Raw genomic sequence first — 20,536 nt, forward strand, 5'->3', positions numbered from 1 at the left:
GTACGTGCTTAGAAGGTTTCCCAGTTCTCAGTTAAATCTGTACTTTGTGCTCCACCTTTTCCGGCTTTAGAACCTGAAAGGTTCGGAGTCAACAGAGGCAGTCTCGAAGAGGACGGGTTCTGGCGCACGTTGTTATTTGTGGTCTGACTCAGCGTAAAGACCGCCACAGATTGCGTCAGCAGGCTGGCCTGCTCTTCCAGTGCCGCCGAAGCGGAAGCGGATTCTTCAACCAGTGAGGCGTTCTGCTGCGTCACCCGATCCATTTCAGTAATAGCCTGTGCAACCTGCTCAATCCCGCGGCTTTGTTCATCAGATGCCGACGTGATTTCGCCCATAATGTCAGTTACACGCGTGACGGCATTCACCATGTCATTCATGGTTTCACCGGCACTTTCTGCCAAAACTGAACCGGTATTAATGCGGCTGACAGAATCATCAATCAGCCCCTTAATTTCTTTTGCTGCCTGGGCGCTGCGCTGCGCCAGGGTACGCACTTCACCGGCCACAACCGCAAATCCGCGACCTTGCTCGCCTGCACGGGCCGCTTCGACCGCGGCGTTCAGAGCCAGAATGTTGGTCTGGAAGGCAATCCCGTCGATAACACCGGTGATGTCAGTGATTTTCTTCGAGCTGCTGGCGATGTCATTCATGGTATCGACCACGTTTGCCACCACTTTCCCGCCCTTCAGCGCGGTTTCTGACGCGCTCAGTGCCAGCTGGCTGGCCTGACGGGCATTTTCGGCGTTCTGTTTCACGGTCGCGGTCAGCTGTTCCATACTGGCTGCGGTTTCTTCCAGCGCAGATGCCTGCTGTTCGGTACGGGAAGATAAATCACTGTTACCCGCCGAAATTTCGCTCGCGCCGCTGTAAATAGCATCGGCACCATGACGCACGCCGGTAACCGTACGGATCAGTTCGTCCTGCATGTACCTGAGACTATCGGCAAGCTGGCCGATTTCATTACGGCTTTTCACGACTATTTCATGCGTGAGATCACCGGTTGCAATTTTGCGGATGGTCTCGACGATATTTTTCAGAGGATGGATCAGGATGCGCTGCACGCCGGTCCAGGCCAGAACGATGAAGACCAGTAAGACAATCAGGACGCTGCCGAGCATCCACATCGCGTGTTTGAAGGAGTTTTCACTCACTTTCACTGCGTCGTTGTAGAGATGATCGTTCTGGTCGATATAGGTCACGAACGCTTTTTCGAAGTTATCCTGATATTGCTGTGTAGGCTGTTCGAAGAAGTCGTTAATGCGGCCCAGACCAATCAGCTCGATCAGTTCAGAAAGCGCATCATGCAGAACCTGATACTGCTTTTTGGCATCGGCGGCGAACTGCGGATTCTGGCTGGCATCCACCGGGATTTTTTGATAATTGGCGAAATGCTGATCGGCAATTTGCAGATCTTTCGTCGCCGTATCAACCAGCTCTTTCACCGTGGCACCGCTGCCCATCTGGTTAGCGTCGAGCATAAAACGAATACCCGCACGGTTTAACGTATTGCGGGTCTGCAGCAGGTAGATCCAGCTGGCATTGAATTCCGCCTGCTGCAAACGAATCTGCTGAGAAGTGGTGAAGTTGTCTTTGTCTGTCTTCAAAGATTTAAAGAACAGGCCACCGGATACCAACTGTAAAGCACCGAAGACCATCAGTAAGATCACGATTCCCGTGACCACTTTCATACGGTTAAACATGTTGTTCCTTTTTGAATTGGATTTATCTGGAACAGTTATCGGCAGAAAGTGCGGGAACTTTATGTGATGAGGATCGGATTTTTACGGGGGAGTCGGGGGGTCAGGCAACAGTAGCGACAAAACTCTTCAACAGCGCGATGCGCTGAGCGTCCGGGTTCACCAGCAGGTCGTTATGGATGGTCAGCACCACACCTTTAAGTAATTCGGTGGTGTTATCAATGTGGGACAGATTTTTGAGCCTTTCGATATCATTGCCGATCTCACGCCCTTTCAGGGAAAGACGCTTATTCGCCATACCGGTAGCCAGTTCGGATGTCAGCATAGTCACCACACGCATTGCGGCTTCCGGACTGGAAGCCAGATGATGAATATAATATTTAAGCAGTAACGGCACGAAATCAGGGGTTGCCCCCAGTTCTGCACTCGCCATATTCAGCAGGTCAATCATGTGCGCTGGCACGCGGGATTCCACGGCTTTGCGTTGTATCTGTAACTGTTTTTTGATGGCAGGCACAGACTGAAAAGGGATCACCGCAACGCTGTCGCAGGTTTTACATACGCCCGCGATAACGTTTTTCACTACACCGCTGCCGTCATCAAACGGCACATCGCGCAGCTGATAGCTCACCGTGCGAAAAGCCTCACACACACCGCACTCAGCTCTTTCTTCATCGCCTACTTTGACAATAATCATATCTTCCCTTAATGATGAACACTGATGAAAACGCTATTGGGTTCTGCAAAATACCCTTTGATGTACCAGTTAACCCCGGCGTACCAGAGGGTAATAATATGGACATCAATACTGCTATCTAAATGGTGAGTACGTAGTTCGTAATGCTGCCCGCCAGCCAGATGAATAACCCTTTCCAATTGCTGCGCAGTCACATCTCCCGTGCTTAAAAGATTCTTGAGATGAATTCCACGCCTGACCGCAAATCTGACTTTTCCATTCTTTAAACATTCGATCACCTTCCATTTGATCTCTCTGAAACTCATGTGGCCTCAATGTACGCCAATTGTCGTACTTAATCAAATTATCATTTTGCTTCCCGTTTTTTTCGTGAAGCCCCTCGCCGCAGGGCTATCACGCCATATCCAGTAAAAAGATGCGCAGGGAAAATGATTATTTTTCACGCAAATGGAAGATGTTACGCAAAACAGCGCGGCTTACTTTGCAACGCTGATTTTTAGAGTCAGTACGGCTCGCAAGTTACCGTTTTACGCCGTCCCTTAACGTTAAAGAGCAAATAACTCATTATCGCCAGGATCCAGACCCCCGCCGCGCCATAGATCAGAATGACGGCAAAGCCATCCGTCAGCGCCTGCGCAATCCGCGCGCTTTGTAATCCCTCAACCACAGATCCCCCTGCGATGCGTTCTGCCAGCGAGGACAAGTCCCCCGCTGCCGGCATAACTTTTTTCAGGCTCGCGGCAATTCCTGCCACCAGCAGACTTCCCATCAGTGCAATGTTGACAGCCAGCGTGATCAGCCGGGCGCTGATATCAATACCCGACGCCATTCCCGCGCGGTTCGCCGCGACGGAACCGGTGGTGGTGTTCGTGACCGGCGTATTGGTCAGCCCGAGCGCCATGCCTGCCAGCAACGCGCCCGGCAATAAACTCAGATGATGAACGACGGCGATATGCATCAGCATAAAGCCCGCGCCGATCGTGAATAGCCCGAGCGGGATCAGCCGGGACGCGCCAAAACGCGTGGTCAGTTTTTCACCGAGTGGTGGCATCAGCAGCGTGGGCAACGTGTAAGCCAGCAGTGCCAGACCGGTAGTGACACTGTCATAACCCAGCCCGCTCTGGTAATACACCGGCAGATAAATCATCAATGGCCAGAAGCTGAAATTCATCCCAACCGAGCCCATCAGCGCACCGGAAAATGCGCGGACGCGGAATACCGAGAAATCAAACATCGGATGCGGATGGCGTTTTTCAATCCAGATAAACATCGCCGCACTGATGGTGGTCGCCAGCAGAACGGTACGTGCGATGGCGCTGTTCCAGCCCAGGCTGCTGCCCTGAGTAATGAGAAATGTTGCGCCCATAACCGTCACGGACAGCGTAATTAATCCGCCGAGATCCAGTTTTTTAGCCTGTGCGTCGCGGGATTCCACCACGTTTTTCAGCGCCAGAATCAGGGTCAGCACAGCGATAAAGACATGAACCAGAAATACCCATCGCCAGCTCAGCCAGGCGACCAGCATACCGCCGATGATCGGGCCAAATCCCAGCCCGAAACCAAACGTAATTCCCCATGCGGCAAAAGCCTGGCTGCGCGCTTTTCCTTGCGGAAATTGCGACGACAAAATCGCAATCAGGCACGTCAGCATTGCGCCACCGCTCAGTCCCTGCGCGAAACGACCGGCGATAAGCCATTGCGAACTGCTGGCAAGACCACACATCAGTGAGGTCAGCCCGAACGCGACAATGCTGATGATAAACACGCGTTTCCGGCCATAACGGTCCGCGAGCGTCCCGGTCGCCATCAGTACCGTGGTACAGGCGAGCGTATAAGCGTTCATGATCCACTGAAGTTCGCGGAAACTGGCATGCAGTTCCTGTTCAAGTACCGGTGATAAAACGGGAACGCTGGAAATCTCCAGCCCGGACATCAGTGCAGCGAGGCAGACGGCCATCAGTGCCAGTGTGTTCTTCATGCTTAAATCCTGCGATGTGTCAGAGACGCACAGCATGAAAGATTAGCGGCACAGTAGAAATCAGCCCGTATGCCATGTATCGTCAAGATCATGCCAACCTGATGGTTTTCCCTGTATGCAAAACGCTGCTCTGCCCCTGATGTCTTCCCCGCGCAATCCTGCTCCGTTAAACCGGCGCCTGGTGCTGCTGGCCTACGAATGTCTGTGTACCTTCGAATTCGGGACTGCGGTCGAAGCCTTTGGCCGGGCGGATGAACTCACCGGTAAACCGTTGTACGACTTAGCCGTCGCATCGGTTGAGGAAGGAACATTCGGCGCACAAGGCGGCGTGCGACTGGTGGTCGATGGTGGACTGGAACTGCTGGAAGATGCCGGAACGATAGTCATCCCCGGCTGGCGAAGCATCCACGAACCGGCCTCTGACCGGCTGATTGCGGCGCTGCAAAAAGCGCATCAATACGGCACGAGGATTGTGTCGATCTGCGCGGGCAGTTTCGTGCTTGGCGCTGCCGGTTTGCTCGACGGCAAACGTGCCACCGCGCACTGGAACAGCACCGATGTACTGGCGCAAAGATTCCCGAAAGTGCAGGTTGAGCACGGCATGATTTATGTCGATGAAGGCAGCATCATCACTTCTGCCGGGGGTGCGGCGGGCGTCGATTTGTGTCTGCATCTCATCCGCCGTGATTACGGCATTGAAGTTGCCAACCGCACGGCACGAAGAATGGTGACACCGCCGCTGCGTGAAGGAAATCAGGCACAGCTTATCCAGCAACCGGTCCCGCGGTATCCGGCAAAAACGCTCGCCCCGCTGCTTGATGATTTACGCAGCCATCTCAATACGCCCATGGTGATTGACCAACTTGCCGCACAAGCCGGCATGAGCCGCCGCACCTTTCTGCGTCGTTTCCATGATTCCACCGGCAGCACGCCGGGCGAATGGATGCTGAGCGTAAGGCTGGAAAAAGCCTGCGCCCTGCTGGAAAACGGCACGCTGAGTATTGACCGCGTCGCCGAACAGGCCGGTTTTGGATCGCCGGAAACATTGCGCCATCATTTCCGCCAGCGGCTGGGGACGACGCCCACGCAATGGCGGAAGGGGTTTGTTGAACGGGATTTGGTGGGGTGAGATTTAGGGCGGCCTGTACGGCAGTGAACTGTTAGGTTTTCAGGTTTATGCGTTGAACTGCAAAAGATTATCTCTGTTTGGGCATAAATACCCTCTTTTTATTAGTGGTTTATTGGATATATAAAATCAATGAGTTAGCGGAGGTGCGGAAAAGAGGGTTATTTCCGAGATGTCATTAATTTCCCATCCCGGCCTTACTGTTTAGACCGGGTGTAGCGCCAAACTGTCAATTCAATGCCTGTAAAAGTTCCCCCACGTCTTACAACTGGCAATGCTGTTGAGACGCTCCCCATGAAAGGATCTAGCACTGAAGGCTTGGTCCCTGGAGGGTTCACCAAGTCAGCCATAAGGCCGATCGGCTTTCCGCTCGCTTAAAACGCCCCTCAGGCACTTTTTAAAAACGGGTGAAATAATTGCTAATTTTTAATCATTTCCGCCTGCAAACAATAAACCCTATAATTTGAACGGTTTTAAATCAATTAACGAGGATGTTATGGCACTACAAGGAAAGTTTATTATCAATAACGCTGATTACTCGCCGTTGTCGTTTCCAGGTTTGGGCACTTTTATGGCCTTTTCTGGCAATGGTGCGTACCGAAACCGAGGCGGCTGTGGCGCGATCCCAAAAGAAGGGCCGATACCTGCTGGTCGTTATTGGGTTGTCCAGCGTGGTGAGGGGGGGTTCTGGTCAAAAAAAATAGCGGCATCGAAAGATCTTTGGAACGAAACCTTTAAAGGAGCAGAGTTTAAGCATTCTGAATGGTTCGCACTTTATCGGGATGATTTTGCCATAGATGATTACACGTGGATAAATGCCGTTAACAGAGGCAATTTTCGACTGCATCCGGGCACCCTTTCAGAGGGCTGCATCACCGTTCCTCACAACTCTGATTACGCATTAATAAGGAATGCTCTGTTACGTGCAGCGCCGGTTGAGGTTCCCTGTATGAAAAGTTTACTGGCGCGTGGCTTTATTGAGGTGATTCATAATGGCAGCACTTGCCCGTAAGCTTTACGTTATCGGCGCGAAGACTTTACTGTTCTTTATTTTGTTTTGTCTTTTCGCAAAGTTTATTGATGCTTCAAAATTCATTAGCTATGAAACGACATCGCATTTCTCTGACTGGTTGTACGGTGCCTCAAGTCAGGATAATTTTGACAACCTATGGTTTTTTGCAGACGTCGGGTTAACGCTGATTGCCGCTATTTTTAGCTATAAAATAATCTTGCTTGCCATCTCTAAGAAAGTGCGCCTTTAAGGAGCTGGCGAGCTGTCCTGATCGCGTCAGGCAAGACAACACCCTCCCGCACTGGATTTTGCAAAGGAATCAGAACGAAGGTTTTATTCGATCGGGAATGGCGTGATCAAAAATATTGCTGAACGGAGCGGCTTCGAGACCTATGGCTCAGGTCGAGCTCTGCGAGACAACGTCACGAAGTGACGGCCCGAAGGGTGAGGCCGCAGGCCGAGTAACACCGAGAGAAGGCATCGCGGAGCGACAAGATTTTGCGCCACACGCGGCGGTGACAGAACATGTCCGTCGTGCCTGCGGCAGCGCGCAGTGAAAAGAGCGTGGAGTCCAGAGGCCCGCGCGATTGCGGGTCTCTGGGCCAGTGTGGGCGGCGAGCCCACGACCTTGAAGTTAAAGACTTAAATCTTAGTCACGCTATCAACCAGCGCCATTTCTTCACTACTCAACAACTTCTCAATATCCACCAGAATCAACATCCGGTCGCCGAGCGAACCCAGACCAGTCAGGTATTCCGTCGACATGGTCACGGCGAATTCCGGTGCCGGACGGATTTGATCCTGGCTCAGCGATAGCACGTCGGATACGCCGTCAACCACGATCCCGACAACGCGGTTTTCGAAGTTCAGCACGATCACCACGGTGTTTTCATTATAAATCACATCCTCCTGCGCGAATTTCACACGCAGGTCGAGGATGGGTACGATAACGCCGCGCAGGTTGGTGACACCTTTAATAAACGCAGGCGTGTTAGCGATGCGGGTGACCTGATCGTAACCGCGGATTTCCTGCACTTTCAGGATATCAATGCCGTATTCTTCGTCGCCTAAAGTAAAGATCAGAAATTCCTGACCTACTGTTTCGCCCGCAATTTTTGCCACGGTTGCAAGTCCTGCCATGTTGTTCACCTTTGCTTTTATCTTTTAATCGGCCTGAGTTTTTCACACCCGGTGACGAGTCACGTCACCGGAAGCGTTGCTGGTTATGCGGCAGAGACGCCCGTTGCCAGTTTATCGCGGTTCAGCGACTGCAAGGCAGACACATCCACGATCAATGCCACACTGCCGTCGCCCAAAATGGTGGCGGCGGAAATGCCAGGCACTTTGCGATAGTTACTTTCCAGGTTTTTCACCACCACCTGATGCTGACCAATCAGCTGATCAACCAGCAAGGCGTAGCGACGACCTGCGCTTTGTAAAATCACAACAATGGCCTGTGTGGCTTCGGTTTTGGCCTCTTTCACATCAAAGACGTTATAGAGCTCAACCAGTGGCAGGTACTCACCACGCACCTGCAGAACACGTTCGCCACCGGCCAGCGGATGCAAATCTTCGGCCAGCGGTTGCAGCGATTCCATGACGGCATTCAGCGGCAGAATAAAGACTTCTTCGCCCACTTTGACGGACATGCCGTCGAGAATCGCCAGCGTCAGCGGCAGCAGGATACGGATTGTCGTCCCTTTCCCCTGCTGGGAATGGATTTCAACATGACCGCCCATTTCCTGGATGTTACGTTTCACCACGTCCATACCGACGCCACGACCGGAAACATCCGTGACTTTTTCTGCGGTCGAGAAACCGGCAGCGAAAATAAGCATGCCGACTTCTTCGTCGCTCATGTTTTCACTGACGTTCATGCCCTGCGACGCGGCTTTCGCCAGAATACGTTCGCGATTCAGACCGGCACCGTCATCGATGACTTCGATGCAGATGTTGCCGCCCTGATGTTCCGCGGACAGCGTCAGGTTACCGGTCGGCTCTTTGCCGTTGGCAATACGCACTTCCGGCGTTTCCACACCGTGATCCAGACTGTTACGCACCAGGTGCGTTAACGGGTCGATGATACGTTCGATCAGGCTCTTATCCAGTTCGGTAGAGCTGCCGAGCAACGTCAGTTCGATTTGCTTGTTCAGTTTGCTGGCCAGATCTCGCACCAGACGCGGGAAGCGGCTGAACACGAATTCCATCGGCATCATACGAATCGACATCACCGATTCCTGCAAATCACGGGCGTTGCGTTCAAGCTGCCCCATGCTGTTGAGCAGGTCGCTGTGAACCACCGGATCCAGCAAATCTGATCGTTGCGCCAGCATAGACTGAGTGATCACCAGTTCACCAACGAGGTTGATCAGCTGATCCACTTTTTCGACGGCGACACGAATACTGGTCGATTCCGGGGCTTTCGGCGCACGGGCTTTTGCTGGCTCGCTGTTCGGCACGGCGGTCAGAACCGGTGCCGGACGCACCGCGACGGCGGCGGTTTCGGTGACGGCAGGTGCCGGTGCCGGCGCGGATTCAGACACCGCAGGCACGGCAGCCTGCGTGAAACTGATTTGTTCCGGTTCGAGCACAAAACACAGTACCGCGATGATGTCGTCTTCGGTCACCGTAGTGATAAGCGTGGCTTCCACGCTGTCTGCGGTCTGAACCGGATCTTTGATTTCGCCAAGATTGCCCAGCTCTTCGAGCATGACAGGCACTTCCTGCGTTTTCAGGCCGGACAGGCGGACACGCAGTCCGCCTTTTGCCGCAGGCGTTGCTGCCGCGTCGGGCGCGGACGCCCCGGGTTCATCTTCCACCACGTGAAGATCCGGCACAGGCTCTCGCTGTTCCTGCGCGTCGAGGGCCAGCTGTCTCAGGGCTGCACAGATATATTCAAAACTTTCTGCATCAGGATCCCGGGAGGATTTATAGGCGTCGAGTTGCTCCTGCATAATGTCTTTTGTTTCCAGAAACAGGTTGATGATGTCGGTGCTCAGGCTCATTTCAGCGCGACGCGCACCGTCGAGCAGGTTTTCCAGTAAGTGAGTCGTTTCCTGTAAAACCGTAAATCCAAACGTTGCTGCCCCGCCTTTGATTGAGTGCGCTGCGCGGAAAATCGCATTGAGCTGCTCAACATCTGGTGCCTGCGGATCAAGTAACAACAGATGTTGTTCCATGTCCGCCAGCAGCTCGTCTGCTTCATCAAAAAATGTCTGATAAAAATCAGTAATATCCATGCTCACGTGATCACCTCTGCTGTGAATCGCGGCTTGTTAATGTGTCGCAGGTGCCGTGCCTGCCGCGACAGCCGGAGCTGCCGTCGCAGGTTGAGCGCCTGCCGATGGTGTCACTGGCGTCTGCGTCTCAATCCCGGGTATTGATGGTGCCTGTACTGGTGTTGGTGCTGGTGCTGCTGATGAATCAGGACCCGCTGGTGCAGCCGGAGCCGGGCTCATTTTTGGCGCCAGCGCGGGTGCCGTCTGACGGCCCGGCACTGCTCTTTGTAGTTCCCCGGCGTCACTGATGGTGATCGCTTCACCCTCGCTGTTTTCACGTTCAATCGCTTCTTCAGCATGTTTGTTAAGCACTAATATGCTGATACGGCGGTTAATCGCGTCACCCGCCGGATGGTTTTTCAACTGCATGGTGGAGCCCATGCCCATCACGCGCAGAACTTTACCTTCACTGAGTCCGCCGATAATCATTTCGCGACGTGAAGCATTTGCGCGATCTGTCGAGAGTTCCCAGTTGCTGTACCCGCGTTCACCTTGCGCATACGGCATATCATCGGTATGACCTGCAAGACTGATTTTGTTCGGGAAATCATCCAGAACCGGCCCGATAGCCCGCAGAATATCGCGCATATAAGGCTCGACAATCGCGCTGCCCAGCTGGAACATCGGCCGGTTTTTGCTGTCAATAATCTGGATGCGCAAACCCTGTTCCGTCAGGTTGATCATCAGATGCGGACGCAAATCTTTCAGCCGCGGATCAGATGCCAGCATGTCTTCCAGTTTCTGCTGCAACCGTTGTAGATCACCGGCCTCACGTTTGCTCTCGCCCTGCGACTGATCCATTTTATGCACTTCGCCGTCCTGCACGGTCGGGTCTTCCCCACCGCCAGGGATCGGGCTGGTCGCATCACTGCTGCGCGGCCCGCCGGTTATCGCCACCGCCAGCGGTGTACGAAAGTATTCGGCAATTTGCACCAGTTCTTTAGGGCTGGAGATGGAAATCAGCCACATCACCAGAAAGAAAGCCATCATCGCTGTCATAAAGTCAGCGTAAGCAATCTTCCACGAACCGCCGTGATGCCCTCCGCCGTGCTTGTTCTTTTTCTTGCGTACAACAACGATTGGATGGCTTTGATGCTTCATACTTTTTCTTCTTCAGTTTGTTTCTGACCCGGCGACTTAACCTGGCGAACGTGCTCCTCCAGTTCGATAAAGGAAGGACGCTCAGAGGTGTACAACGTCTTACGGCCAAACTCGACGGCAATTTGTGGCGCATAGCCATTGATGCTGGAAAGCAATGTCACTTTGATGCATTGCATCATCTTGGCGTTTTCAGCGCTTTTCTGGCGCAGAACGCTGGCCAGCGGAGAAATAAATCCGTACGCCAGAAGGATACCGAGGAAGGTTCCGACCATCGCATGCGCAATCAGGGCACCAAGTTCAGCTGCCGGACGATCCGCCGCCGCCAGGGTATGAACAATGCCCATGACCGCCGCGACGATACCGAAAGCCGGCAATGAGTCACCGACCAGCGCCAGGCTGTTGGCGGGCACTTCGCTTTCGTGCTCGTACGTTTCGATTTCCTCATCCATCAATGCTTCGATTTCAAACGCATTCATGTTGCCGCTTACCATCAGGCGCAGATAATCCGTCAGATATTCGACTAAATGCTTATCGGCAAGGATGCGCGGATAATTAGCGAAAATGTCGCTTTCGTTGGGATTGTCGATGTCATTTTCCAGCGACAGCATCCCCTGTTGACGTGATTTCGCCAGTAAGCGGTACAGCAATGCCATCAGATCCATATACAACGCTTTGTTGTATTTCGATGCACGGAACAACTGAGGCAGCGCGCGCATTGTGGATTTAATCGCTTTACCGTTATTACCCACGAAAAAGGCACCGATGCCTGCACCGCCGATGATGAGTAATTCTGCGGGTTGGTATAACGCGCCCAGTTCACCGCCGACGAGCATGAAACCGCCGAACACTGAGCCCAACACCACGATGTAACCTATTATCACTAGCACGATGAATCCTTAATTCGATGTGGTTTTAGGGCGAGGAAAAGCGCGACGCCACGGTTCTGCCAAAATTCATGCAACTAAAACGTGCATAAACGGTGCCAGAGAGTGACTGAGATATTCGGGGGAAATTGAAGAGCGGTGTTACCACCGCTCAGAACGGCTTACTGCTACCCAATCATCTCAAACGGCGTGCTTGACCTGTTCGTCCAGCTCTTGAGATGTTATATCGGCAACCTGCGGGGAAAGTTTACGTTTTTTTACTGCTCGGGATGGGGGCTGGCAAAGACTGCAAACAAACCCGTGACGGGGCTGGTGTGCATGGGTAATAAATGAACCGTCACAGCAGTTACAGGCAGAGAGCTGCAACATGCCACTGTCGACAAAACGGACCAGAGTCCACGCTCGTGTCAGCGCGAGGATCGGCGCTTCACCTGGCTGTTCAGGACATTGTTCAAGATACAGACGGTAAGCTTTAATCACCGCTTCCACCCCATTACAATGCCCGCTCTTTAAGAGGAAAGAGTACGCGTTGTAAAACATGGAAGAATGAATGTTTTGTTCCCAGGTCATAAACCAGTCAGTAGAGAACGGCAACATTCCTTTCGGCGGAGGACTTCCACGCAGTTCTTTGTATAGTTTGATCAGCCGGCCACGGCTTAATTGCGTTTCGCTTTCCAGCATCTGCAATCTGGCACCCAGCGTAATCAGTTCCATGGCAAGCTGAATGTCGCGTGCTTCCTGAACGATACTTTTTTCTGCCGGTTTGGTTAACCCATCTTTCCCAGACATAGCTACGCCCTTTTCTTCATCGCGCCGCTGTCTTTCGCAGCCAGACCTTTGAGCAAATGACTCGACAACAGAATGCCGGTGTGGATTTGCTGTAAGTCATCCACCCGCGATTCTTGTGTCAGACGTTCAATAGTTTTGCTGTCATCAAAGCGGAACTGACACAAAAGCTGGTTCGTTTCAGCTAATTTCACCATTTGTGGCAACGTGAGCTGGCCAAGAGCGTCTGCCATGACGTCATCAATACCCAACCGGAACATCGCTGAGGCTTTTTCGTCGTTAATCAAACGCTGTGCCAACAGTAAATATGACAGGTTGATATCATATATGTGCTTAAGCAATTCGGACATTCTGTTCTACCCCATTACCGATGCCACTTTTTAAAGTGGCTGATTGATAGACATATTCCATGCAGCGAGAGTTTCACCCGGCGTGACAGGAGTATTTTTTACTATCAAAACAATTGGATCATTGGCTGATTAATAAATCTCACGATAACAATTAGATTTATCCCGCGGTATTTACTTCACCGCCAATACAAAGTTGTTCCTGATGTAAACTAAATTAATTGAGACAATTGCACTGCTAAGTATTAGTAAAACACTTTAGTTTTGATGTACTGGCAGGGTCCGTTGCTGTGATGGCGTGTCTTTCAGTGAAACGCTTTTACATACATTATTAGGAATAATCTTACTACGACGCAACTCTAACCCCGTTTCCTTTACACATACAATCTTGCCGTGGACGAATTTTGAATAAAGTGTGACGCACATCACACTTTTGAAATTTATTTTGCCTCCAAAAGTGCAATTTATCGTGAGAATTTGCGCAGATTTAAGTCAAAAGTAAAAAAGCATCTAAAAACCTGTCTTCAAACTGTCTTTTTTCGCCATTTTTAGATCATTTTGTACAAAGACCACCTAAAGCCAAATGATTAGCACAGGCGGCAATTAATCATAGTTCATACAGTGTTATATGCTGCAAATTTCATATAGCGTGATCATTGTGCTATTAATGCGCAAACCAGTCATGGCGGGGCTTTTCGGGGAGTTGTCTTAAAGAATTGTGTTTAAAATGCCGGCGAATTGTTCTGAAATCGTGAGCAATCACGTGGTTTCAAAAGTAAAAAGAAAATGATTGTAATAATTTGTTTCTTCGCAGGAGGAAACATCCAGTCATTGGACCAGATTGATAAGGAGAAGTGATGAAACAGCGGGTTCTTGCCGTGCTTACCTATCGGCAACTGTTCAGGAAAACTTTAATGATTGGGGTTAAAAAAGTGGTTTATCTGGCGCAAGCATAAATTGACAGCCTAAGAATAGGATTTTTATTACCTAACCAGCATCCCCCGCCAGCTTTTACGCGATAAATACGCATTAAACACATTTTTAGCGGAGAGTATAAAGGTATAAGGGAATCACCTGCGGGTGTGAAGGTCATTAAATTGTCTTATTCGCAGAATATGCGAGTGCGGATACTTTTGAAGGGTGATTACTTTCATTCAAAGTAATCCGATAAGTCACTGAGTGTTAATACAGCAAAATAAAAAAAGCCTGCTGATATTTCAGACAGGCTATAACTTATTATTATTCAAAAACGGTTTTACGATTAAAAAGGCATAGATCGCGGGTCCGGGTACTGATACTCGAAACCGAGCTCTTTGCAGATCCGTTCGCCATCCACGATTTTGCCCTTTCCTGCTGAACCTTCTTCAGCAAAGGCAGGCGGTTGCAGTCCCATCTGTCTGGCCATTGCCGGATAGTAATCCGCTTTCGCCGGATGCTTCGGAGCACATAAGTTAAAGGTATGCCCTCCTTTTGGCCGGCTGAGCAATAACGCAATTGCCGCTACCACGTCATCCTGATGCACCAGATTGACACCGTGTTGCCCGCCTTTCACCTGGGTCTTACCCGCCATGAACCGGCCGGGATGGCGATCTCCGCCCACCAGACCGGCCAGACGCAGTACATCGACGGAAGTGTTAGGCAATCCGTGGAACCAGTTCTCCAGCTCTTTAAGGACCTTGCCGCTGGTTGTCACCGGTTCGAGAGGAGTATCTTCCCGCACCACACCTTCTCCTTCGCCGTACACCGACGTTGAGCTGGTGAAAATAATCCGTTTCACGTTATGCGCCAGTGCGCTGTCGGTCAAAAGCTGCACCGCCTGAAAATAAAGTTCGCTTCCCTCGACGGTCCGGCGCGCGGGCAGTGTGATAATGAGAGCATCAACATTGAGCAGACGATCAAGGTCCTCCGCTTCGCATTGCATTTCCGGTGCGAAAACCAGCGGGAAACATTCGATTCCCACCATTCTTGCGGCGTCCACGCCATCCAGCGTCGTTTTGCTGCCCACTACATCGTAGCCTTTTGCAGCCAGCGCCATTGCCAGTGGCATTCCCAGCCAGCCCAGTCCGATAATCGAAACCTTCTTCATACATTACTCCGTTTGTTCAGAGGCATTTGGTATCACGTCACCAACTGCTGATATCTTCCTTTATACTAGCAAACGTGGCCTTTTCCCCGTTCAGTCTGCGTAAGGTTTTCTTCGTGTCTGTTAACGGATTATTCAATTAACAGATGAAACCCCTGCAGCTGATAAGAAAAACTCATCATCGGAAAAAAAGGTTGCGCAGTTGCTGCCCGATAGTTTAGTTTTATTGGCAATGAATTTGATATGTGCCGCGAATGATTCAAACCTGAATCACGCGACATCTGAATCACTGAACTGAGACACTGACATGACAAACGTTCTGATTAACCACCATCATCACCATCACCCTGACTAGTCTTTCAGGCGATTGGTGCTGGGAGACTGTTTAGATCTTCCAGTGGCGCAGAACGCAGAGATAGCCCCCGGAAGATTTCTTCCGGGGGCTTTTTTTTGGCCTGACGGATTGAAGTTAGAGAAATTTAAACAAAACGATTTATATAAATTATTGAGAAACTGAGGTCATCATGCTGGATAAAACACGTTTACGGATAGCAATGCAGAAGTCGGGTCGCCTGAGCGATGAATCACGCGAATTACTGGCGCGCTGCGGCATTAAAATCAACCTGCAGGAACAGCGTCTGATCGCGTTCGCTGAAAACATGCCTATCGATATTTTGCGTGTACGTGATGACGATATCCCGGGACTGGTAATGGATGGCGTGGTCGATCTGGGGATTATCGGTGAAAACGTGCTTGAAGAAGAACTGCTGAGCCGTCGCGCTCAGGGCGAAGACCCGCGTTACTTCACGTTGCGTCGTCTGGATTTCGGCGGCTGCCGCTTGTCTCTGGCTACCCCGCTGGACACCGAATACACCGGCCCGCAAAGTCTGCAAAACGCGCGTATCGCGACCTCTTATCCTCACCTGCTCAAGCAGTATCTCGATAAAAAAGGCGTCGATTTCAAATCCTGCCTGCTGAACGGTTCTGTTGAAGTCGCTCCGCGCGCCGGTCTGTCGGATGCGATCTGCGACCTGGTGTCTACGGGCGCGACGCTGGAAGCCAACGGCCTGCGCGAAGTGGAGGTGATTTATCGCTCCAAAGCCTGTCTCATCCAGCGCGACGGCGAAATGCCACAAGAGAAACAACTGCTGATCGACAAAATGATGACCCGTATTCAGGGCGTAATTCAGGCCCGTGAATCCAAATACATTATGTTGCACGCGCCGAGCGAGCGTCTGGATGAGATCGTTGCCCTGCTGCCGGGTGCCGAACGTCCGACCATTCTGCCTCTGGCAGGCGATCAGCAACGCGTGGCGATGCACATGGTCAGCAGCGAAACGCTGTTCTGGGAAACCATGGAGAAACTGAAAGCGCTGGGCGCCAGCTCCATTCTGGTTCTGCCAATCGAAAAAATGATGGAGTAAGCCATGAAGCCTGACGCGTTCACTACCCCGATTGACTGGCAGCAATGTGACGAGCAACAGCGTCGCGAGCTGCTGACACGCCCGGCAATTTCGGCGTCCGACCGTATTACCGAATCTGTCAGTGAAATTCTGCGCCGTGTGCGCAGTGAAGGTGACAGTGCGCTGCGCGAGTTTTGCGCCCGCTTTGATAAGACTGAAGTTCAGGAGTTGCGCGTCACCGCACAGCAAATCGAGGCAGCATCTGCGCGTTTAGGTGATGACGTTAAACAGGCGATGGCCCACGCCGTGCGCAACATCGATACTTTCCATCAGGCGCAAAAACTGGCAGTGGTGGATATAGAAACCCAGCCGGGGGTACGTTGCCAGCAGCTGACCCGCCCTATTCAGTCCGTCGGGCTGTACATTCCGGGCGGTTCTGCACCGCTGGTATCGACCGTATTAATGTTAGCGACGCCGGCACGTATTGCCGGATGCCAGAAAGTGGTGCTCTGTTCTCCGCCACCAATAGCCGATGAAATTCTGTATGCCGCACAACTTTGCGGCGTGGAAGAGGTGTATCAGCTTGGCGGTGCGCAGGCGATTGCCGCGCTGGCCTTCGGCACAGAAACCGTGCCACGTGTGGCAAAAATCTTCGGGCCGGGTAATGCTTATGTAACCGAAGCTAAACGTCAGGTCAGTCAGAGTCTGGATGGCGCGGCGATTGATATGCCTGCCGGGCCTTCCGAAGTCCTGGTGATTGCCGACAGCGGCGCTACACCGGATTTCGTGGCCTCTGACTTACTTTCTCAGGCCGAACACGGTCCGGATTCTCAGGTGATTTTGCTGACACCTGATTTGAAAATGGCGCAGGCGGTCGGCGAAGCCGTTGAACGTCAGTTGCAGACATTATCCCGCAGCGAAATTGCCCGTCAGGCGCTGGCAAGCAGCCGTCTGATTGTGGCGAAAGACCTGGCGCAATGTATCGAGATCAGCAATGCCTACGGTCCCGAGCACCTGATCCTGCAAACCCGCGAGCCTGAACAGCTTGTCGACAGTATTACCAGCGCCGGTTCGGTATTTCTCGGTGACTGGTCACCGGAATCTGCGGGCGATTACGCCTCCGGTACCAACCACGTATTACCGACTTACGGTTACACCGCGACCTGTTCCAGCCTCGGTCTGGCTGATTTCCAGAAACGCATGACCGTTCAGCAGTTAACGCCTGAAGGTTTGCTCGGTCTGGCAAACACCATCGAAACGCTGGCGCAGGCAGAACAGCTGACCGCACACAAAAATGCTGTGACTTTGCGTGTTAACGCATTAAAGGAGCAACGCTGATGAGCAACGAAAACAACCTCAGCGTTCAGGCGCTGGCACGTAAGAATGTGCAGGAACTGACACCCTATCAGTCTGCCCGCCGTCTGGGGGGGAATGGCGATGTCTGGCTCAATGCCAACGAATACGCCATCGCACCACAGTTCGAACTGACACAGCAGACTTTTAACCGTTATCCGGAATGTCAGCCTGCGCTGGTCATCAACCGCTATGCAGCTTATGCGGGTGTGGACCCGGAACAGGTGCTGGTCAGTCGTGGCGCAGATGAAGGCATTGAGCTTTTGATCCGCGCATTCTGCGAACCGGGCAAAGACGCCATCCTTTATTGTCCCCCAACGTACGGTATGTACAGCGTGAGTGCTGAAACCATCGGCGTGGAAGGCCGCACGGTGGCGGCGAAAGCTGACTGGTCTCTGGATATTCCTGCCATCGAAGCCGCGCTGGATGGCGTGAAACTGGTGTATGTGTGCAGCCCGAATAATCCGACCGGGAATATTATCGACCCGGATGAAATCCGTACCGTACTGGAAATGACCCGTGGCCGCGCAATTGTTGCAGTCGATGAGGCGTATATCGAATTCTGCCCGCAGGCGACAGTTTCAGGCTGGTTACAGGAATATCCACATCTGGCTATTTTACGCACGTTGTCTAAAGCCTTCGCGCTCGCCGGTCTGCGCTGCGGCTTCACGATTGCCAACAGCGAACTGATTGGCTTATTAATGAAAGTCATCGCACCTTATCCTTTATCTACGCCAGTGGCTGATATCGCCGCTCAGGCACTGAGTCCGGAAGGGCTGGCGATTATGCGTCAGCGCGTGGCTGAAGTAACAGAAAACCGCGAGTGGTTACTGGAAGAACTGGAAAAATGTGCCTGCGTTGAAGAGGCTTTTGCCAGCGACACAAACTGTGTACTTGCCCGTTTCTCTGCTTCAAGTGCAGTATTTAAAAACCTCTGGGATCAGGGCATTATCTTGCGAGACCAGAATAAGCAACCGGGGCTTTCCGGCTGCCTGCGAATTACGATTGGTACGCGCAAAGAGCTGCAACGCGTGATTGACGCCCTGCAACCATTGCCGGGCGTGACCGCCACGACCATCACCGATAATCAAAATAGCCCCCGCAAGGAGCACATGTGAGCCAGAGCCCGTTATTGCAAAAAATACTGTTTATCGACCGCGACGGTACGCTGATTTCTGAGCCACCGGAAGATTTCCAGGTGGACCGTCTGGATAAACTGGCTCTTGAGCCGGGCGTGATCCCGGCACTGCTGGCGTTGCAAAACGCCGGTTTCAGACTGGTGATGATCACCAATCAGGACGGTCTGGGTACCGCCAGTTTCCCGCAGGAAACGTTTGATCCGCCGCATAACCTGATGATGCAAATCCTGACTTCGCAGGGTATCGTTTTTGATGAAGTACTGATCTGCCCTCATCTTCCAGCCGATCACTGCGATTGCCGTAAACCGAAAACCAAACTGGTGGCCGGTTATCTGGAAAGCGGCGTGCTGGATACGGCAAACAGTTATGTGATTGGAGATCGAGATACGGATATTCAGCTGGCGGCCAATATGGGTATCACCGGCCTGCGTTATCAGCGCGATACACTGAACTGGGCAGCCATTGCTGAGCAACTGACTAAACGTGACCGCCATGCCAAAGTTAATCGCGTGACGCGTGAAACTGCGATTGATGTGGATGTCTGGCTGGATCGTGAAGGTGAAAGCAAAATCCGCACCGGTGTGGGTTTCTTCGACCATATGCTGGATCAGATTGCCACACACGGCGGTTTCCGTATGAACATCGAAGTGAAAGGTGATTTGTATATCGACGATCACCATACGGTCGAAGATACCGCACTGGCGCTGGGCGAAGCCCTGAACAAGGCGCTGGGCGATAAACGCGGGATTGGCCGTTTCGGATTCGTACTGCCTATGGATGAATGTCTGGCACGTTGTGCGCTGGATATCTCCGGCCGTCCGCACCTGGAATACAAAGCTGAATTTAACTATCAGCGCGTCGGTGATCTGAGCACGGAAATGGTCGAGCACTTCTTCCGCTCCCTGTCGTATGCGATGGCCTGTACCCTGCACCTGCGCACTAAAGGTAAGAACGATCACCATCGTGTTGAAAGCCTGTTTAAAGCCTTTGGCCGCACATTGCGTCAGGCAATTCGCGTCGAGGGCAACACCCTGCCGAGTTCGAAAGGAGTGCTGTGATGAATGTCGTTATCCTTGATACCGGCTGCGCCAACCTCTCTTCCGTGAAATACGCGGTACAACGTCTGGGCTACGAACCAACGGTGAGCCGTGAAGCGGAAATTGTGTTGCAGGCCGACAAGTTATTTCTGCCCGGCGTCGGCACAGCACAGGCCGCCATGGAACAACTTGAACAGCGTGAGCTGATTGAACTCATCAAAGCCTGCACGCAACCGGTGCTGGGTATTTGCCTGGGGATGCAACTGCTGGCTTCGTCGAGCGAAGAAAATGGCGGGATTGATACGCTGGGCATTATCGAAACACCGGTAAAACGTATGCAGGATATGGGCCTGCCACTGCCGCATATGGGCTGGAATCAGGTTATTGCTAACGCCGACAGCCACCTTTTCCGCGGAATCGATGAAAGCGCCTACTTCTATTTCGTCCACGGATTTGCCATGCCGGTATGTGAAAACACTATCGCTCAGACACTTTACGGTGAGCCCTTCAGCGCTGCCGTACAAAAAGACAACTTCTTCGGCGTGCAGTTTCATCCCGAGCGCTCCGGTGCCGCTGGCGCACAGTTGCTGAAAAACTTTCTGGAGATGTAAACAG

At 52.2% G+C, this 20,536-nt stretch carries 19 protein-coding genes and 1 other annotated feature; of the genes, 8 read left to right on the forward strand and 11 right to left on the reverse strand.

Going from position 1 to position 20,536, the window contains the following annotated elements:
- Positions 1–8: 8 nt before the first annotated feature.
- The 4 genes from J1778_RS11335 to J1778_RS11350 all read right to left on the reverse strand — a co-directional run bounded on the left by J1778_RS11335 (position 9) and on the right by J1778_RS11350 (position 4,372).
- Positions 9–1,700 (reverse strand): methyl-accepting chemotaxis protein, encoded by a 1,692-nt coding sequence (locus J1778_RS11335; RefSeq protein WP_217173227.1) that lies wholly within the window; start codon positions 1,698–1,700, stop codon positions 9–11.
- Between the two features lie 100 nt (positions 1,701–1,800).
- Entirely contained in the window at positions 1,801–2,394 is a 594-nt protein-coding gene (locus J1778_RS11340) for a hypothetical protein (protein WP_217173228.1), read from the reverse strand.
- A gap of 8 nt (positions 2,395–2,402) precedes the next feature.
- Complete coding sequence (locus J1778_RS11345; RefSeq protein ID WP_217173229.1) at positions 2,403–2,699, reverse strand: hypothetical protein; 297 nt, start codon at positions 2,697–2,699, stop codon at positions 2,403–2,405.
- Positions 2,700–2,896: 197 nt separating this feature from the next.
- The gene (locus J1778_RS11350; protein WP_217173230.1) at positions 2,897–4,372 is read right to left on the reverse strand and encodes an MFS transporter; all 1,476 of its coding nucleotides are present in this window, start codon (positions 4,370–4,372) and stop codon (positions 2,897–2,899) included.
- A 115-nt stretch (positions 4,373–4,487) separates the two neighbouring features.
- Here J1778_RS11350 and J1778_RS11355 point away from each other — a divergent pair, with 115 nt between their 5' ends.
- The 3 genes from J1778_RS11355 (at position 4,488) to J1778_RS11365 (ending at position 6,760) form a co-directional block, all read left to right on the forward strand.
- Positions 4,488–5,501 carry a helix-turn-helix domain-containing protein gene (locus tag J1778_RS11355; protein WP_217173231.1) on the forward strand — a complete coding sequence of 338 codons (1,014 nt, stop codon included), beginning with the start codon at positions 4,488–4,490 and terminating at the stop codon, positions 5,499–5,501.
- Positions 5,502–5,994: 493 nt separating this feature from the next.
- Positions 5,995–6,510, forward strand: a complete 516-nt coding sequence (locus J1778_RS11360) for a DUF2778 domain-containing protein (RefSeq protein WP_217173232.1) — start codon at positions 5,995–5,997, stop codon at positions 6,508–6,510.
- The gene (locus J1778_RS11365; RefSeq protein WP_217173233.1) at positions 6,491–6,760 is read left to right on the forward strand and encodes a hypothetical protein; all 270 of its coding nucleotides are present in this window, start codon (positions 6,491–6,493) and stop codon (positions 6,758–6,760) included. The genes J1778_RS11360 and J1778_RS11365 overlap by 20 nt, the downstream gene beginning before the upstream one ends.
- 392 nt (positions 6,761–7,152) lie before the next feature.
- On the opposite strand, the gene cheW is transcribed toward J1778_RS11365, so the two are convergent.
- The 7 genes from cheW to J1778_RS11400 all read right to left on the reverse strand — a co-directional run bounded on the left by cheW (position 7,153) and on the right by J1778_RS11400 (position 14,992).
- Positions 7,153–7,650 (reverse strand): chemotaxis protein CheW, encoded by a 498-nt coding sequence (gene cheW, locus J1778_RS11370; protein WP_013575095.1) that lies wholly within the window; start codon positions 7,648–7,650, stop codon positions 7,153–7,155.
- An 83-nt stretch (positions 7,651–7,733) separates the two neighbouring features.
- The gene (gene cheA / locus J1778_RS11375; protein ID WP_217173270.1) at positions 7,734–9,749 is read right to left on the reverse strand and encodes a chemotaxis protein CheA; all 2,016 of its coding nucleotides are present in this window, start codon (positions 9,747–9,749) and stop codon (positions 7,734–7,736) included.
- Between the two features lie 36 nt (positions 9,750–9,785).
- Complete coding sequence (gene motB, locus J1778_RS11380; protein ID WP_217173234.1) at positions 9,786–10,889, reverse strand: flagellar motor protein MotB; 1,104 nt, start codon at positions 10,887–10,889, stop codon at positions 9,786–9,788.
- Positions 10,886–11,776 (reverse strand): flagellar motor stator protein MotA, encoded by an 891-nt coding sequence (gene motA, locus J1778_RS11385; protein WP_112291022.1) that lies wholly within the window; start codon positions 11,774–11,776, stop codon positions 10,886–10,888. The genes motB and motA overlap by 4 nt, the downstream gene beginning before the upstream one ends.
- 177 nt (positions 11,777–11,953) lie before the next feature.
- Entirely contained in the window at positions 11,954–12,562 is a 609-nt protein-coding gene (flhC, locus tag J1778_RS11390) for a flagellar transcriptional regulator FlhC (RefSeq protein ID WP_217173235.1), read from the reverse strand.
- Positions 12,563–12,564: 2 nt separating this feature from the next.
- Positions 12,565–12,909 carry a flagellar transcriptional regulator FlhD gene (flhD, locus tag J1778_RS11395; RefSeq protein WP_120131051.1) on the reverse strand — a complete coding sequence of 115 codons (345 nt, stop codon included), beginning with the start codon at positions 12,907–12,909 and terminating at the stop codon, positions 12,565–12,567.
- A gap of 1,258 nt (positions 12,910–14,167) precedes the next feature.
- Positions 14,168–14,992 (reverse strand): SDR family oxidoreductase, encoded by an 825-nt coding sequence (locus J1778_RS11400; protein ID WP_217173236.1) that lies wholly within the window; start codon positions 14,990–14,992, stop codon positions 14,168–14,170.
- 327 nt (positions 14,993–15,319) lie between these two features.
- Positions 15,320–15,441 (forward strand) — a sequence feature (His leader region).
- Between the two features lie 72 nt (positions 15,442–15,513).
- Here J1778_RS11400 and hisG point away from each other — a divergent pair.
- Genes hisG through hisH form a run of 5 tightly spaced genes read left to right on the forward strand, consistent with a single transcriptional unit; the run spans position 15,514 to position 20,532 of the window.
- The gene (hisG, locus tag J1778_RS11405; RefSeq protein WP_013575087.1) at positions 15,514–16,413 is read left to right on the forward strand and encodes an ATP phosphoribosyltransferase; all 900 of its coding nucleotides are present in this window, start codon (positions 15,514–15,516) and stop codon (positions 16,411–16,413) included.
- Between the two features lie 3 nt (positions 16,414–16,416).
- Positions 16,417–17,730 carry a histidinol dehydrogenase gene (gene hisD / locus J1778_RS11410; protein ID WP_217173237.1) on the forward strand — a complete coding sequence of 438 codons (1,314 nt, stop codon included), beginning with the start codon at positions 16,417–16,419 and terminating at the stop codon, positions 17,728–17,730.
- Complete coding sequence (hisC, locus tag J1778_RS11415) at positions 17,730–18,863, forward strand: histidinol-phosphate transaminase (protein WP_217173238.1); 1,134 nt, start codon at positions 17,730–17,732, stop codon at positions 18,861–18,863. Before hisD ends, hisC begins: the two co-directional genes overlap by 1 nt.
- 14 nt (positions 18,864–18,877) lie before the next feature.
- Positions 18,878–19,942 (forward strand): bifunctional histidinol-phosphatase/imidazoleglycerol-phosphate dehydratase HisB, encoded by a 1,065-nt coding sequence (gene hisB / locus J1778_RS11420; protein ID WP_238484675.1) that lies wholly within the window; start codon positions 18,878–18,880, stop codon positions 19,940–19,942.
- A complete protein-coding gene (gene hisH, locus J1778_RS11425; protein WP_217173240.1) occupies positions 19,942–20,532 on the forward strand; it encodes an imidazole glycerol phosphate synthase subunit HisH in 591 nt (196 codons plus the stop codon). The genes hisB and hisH overlap by 1 nt, the downstream gene beginning before the upstream one ends.
- Positions 20,533–20,536: the final 4 nt, after the last annotated feature.

It is taken from the genome of Rahnella bonaserana (genome assembly GCF_019049675.1).
GTDB classification, from domain to species: Bacteria; Pseudomonadota; Gammaproteobacteria; order Enterobacterales; family Enterobacteriaceae; genus Rahnella; species Rahnella bonaserana.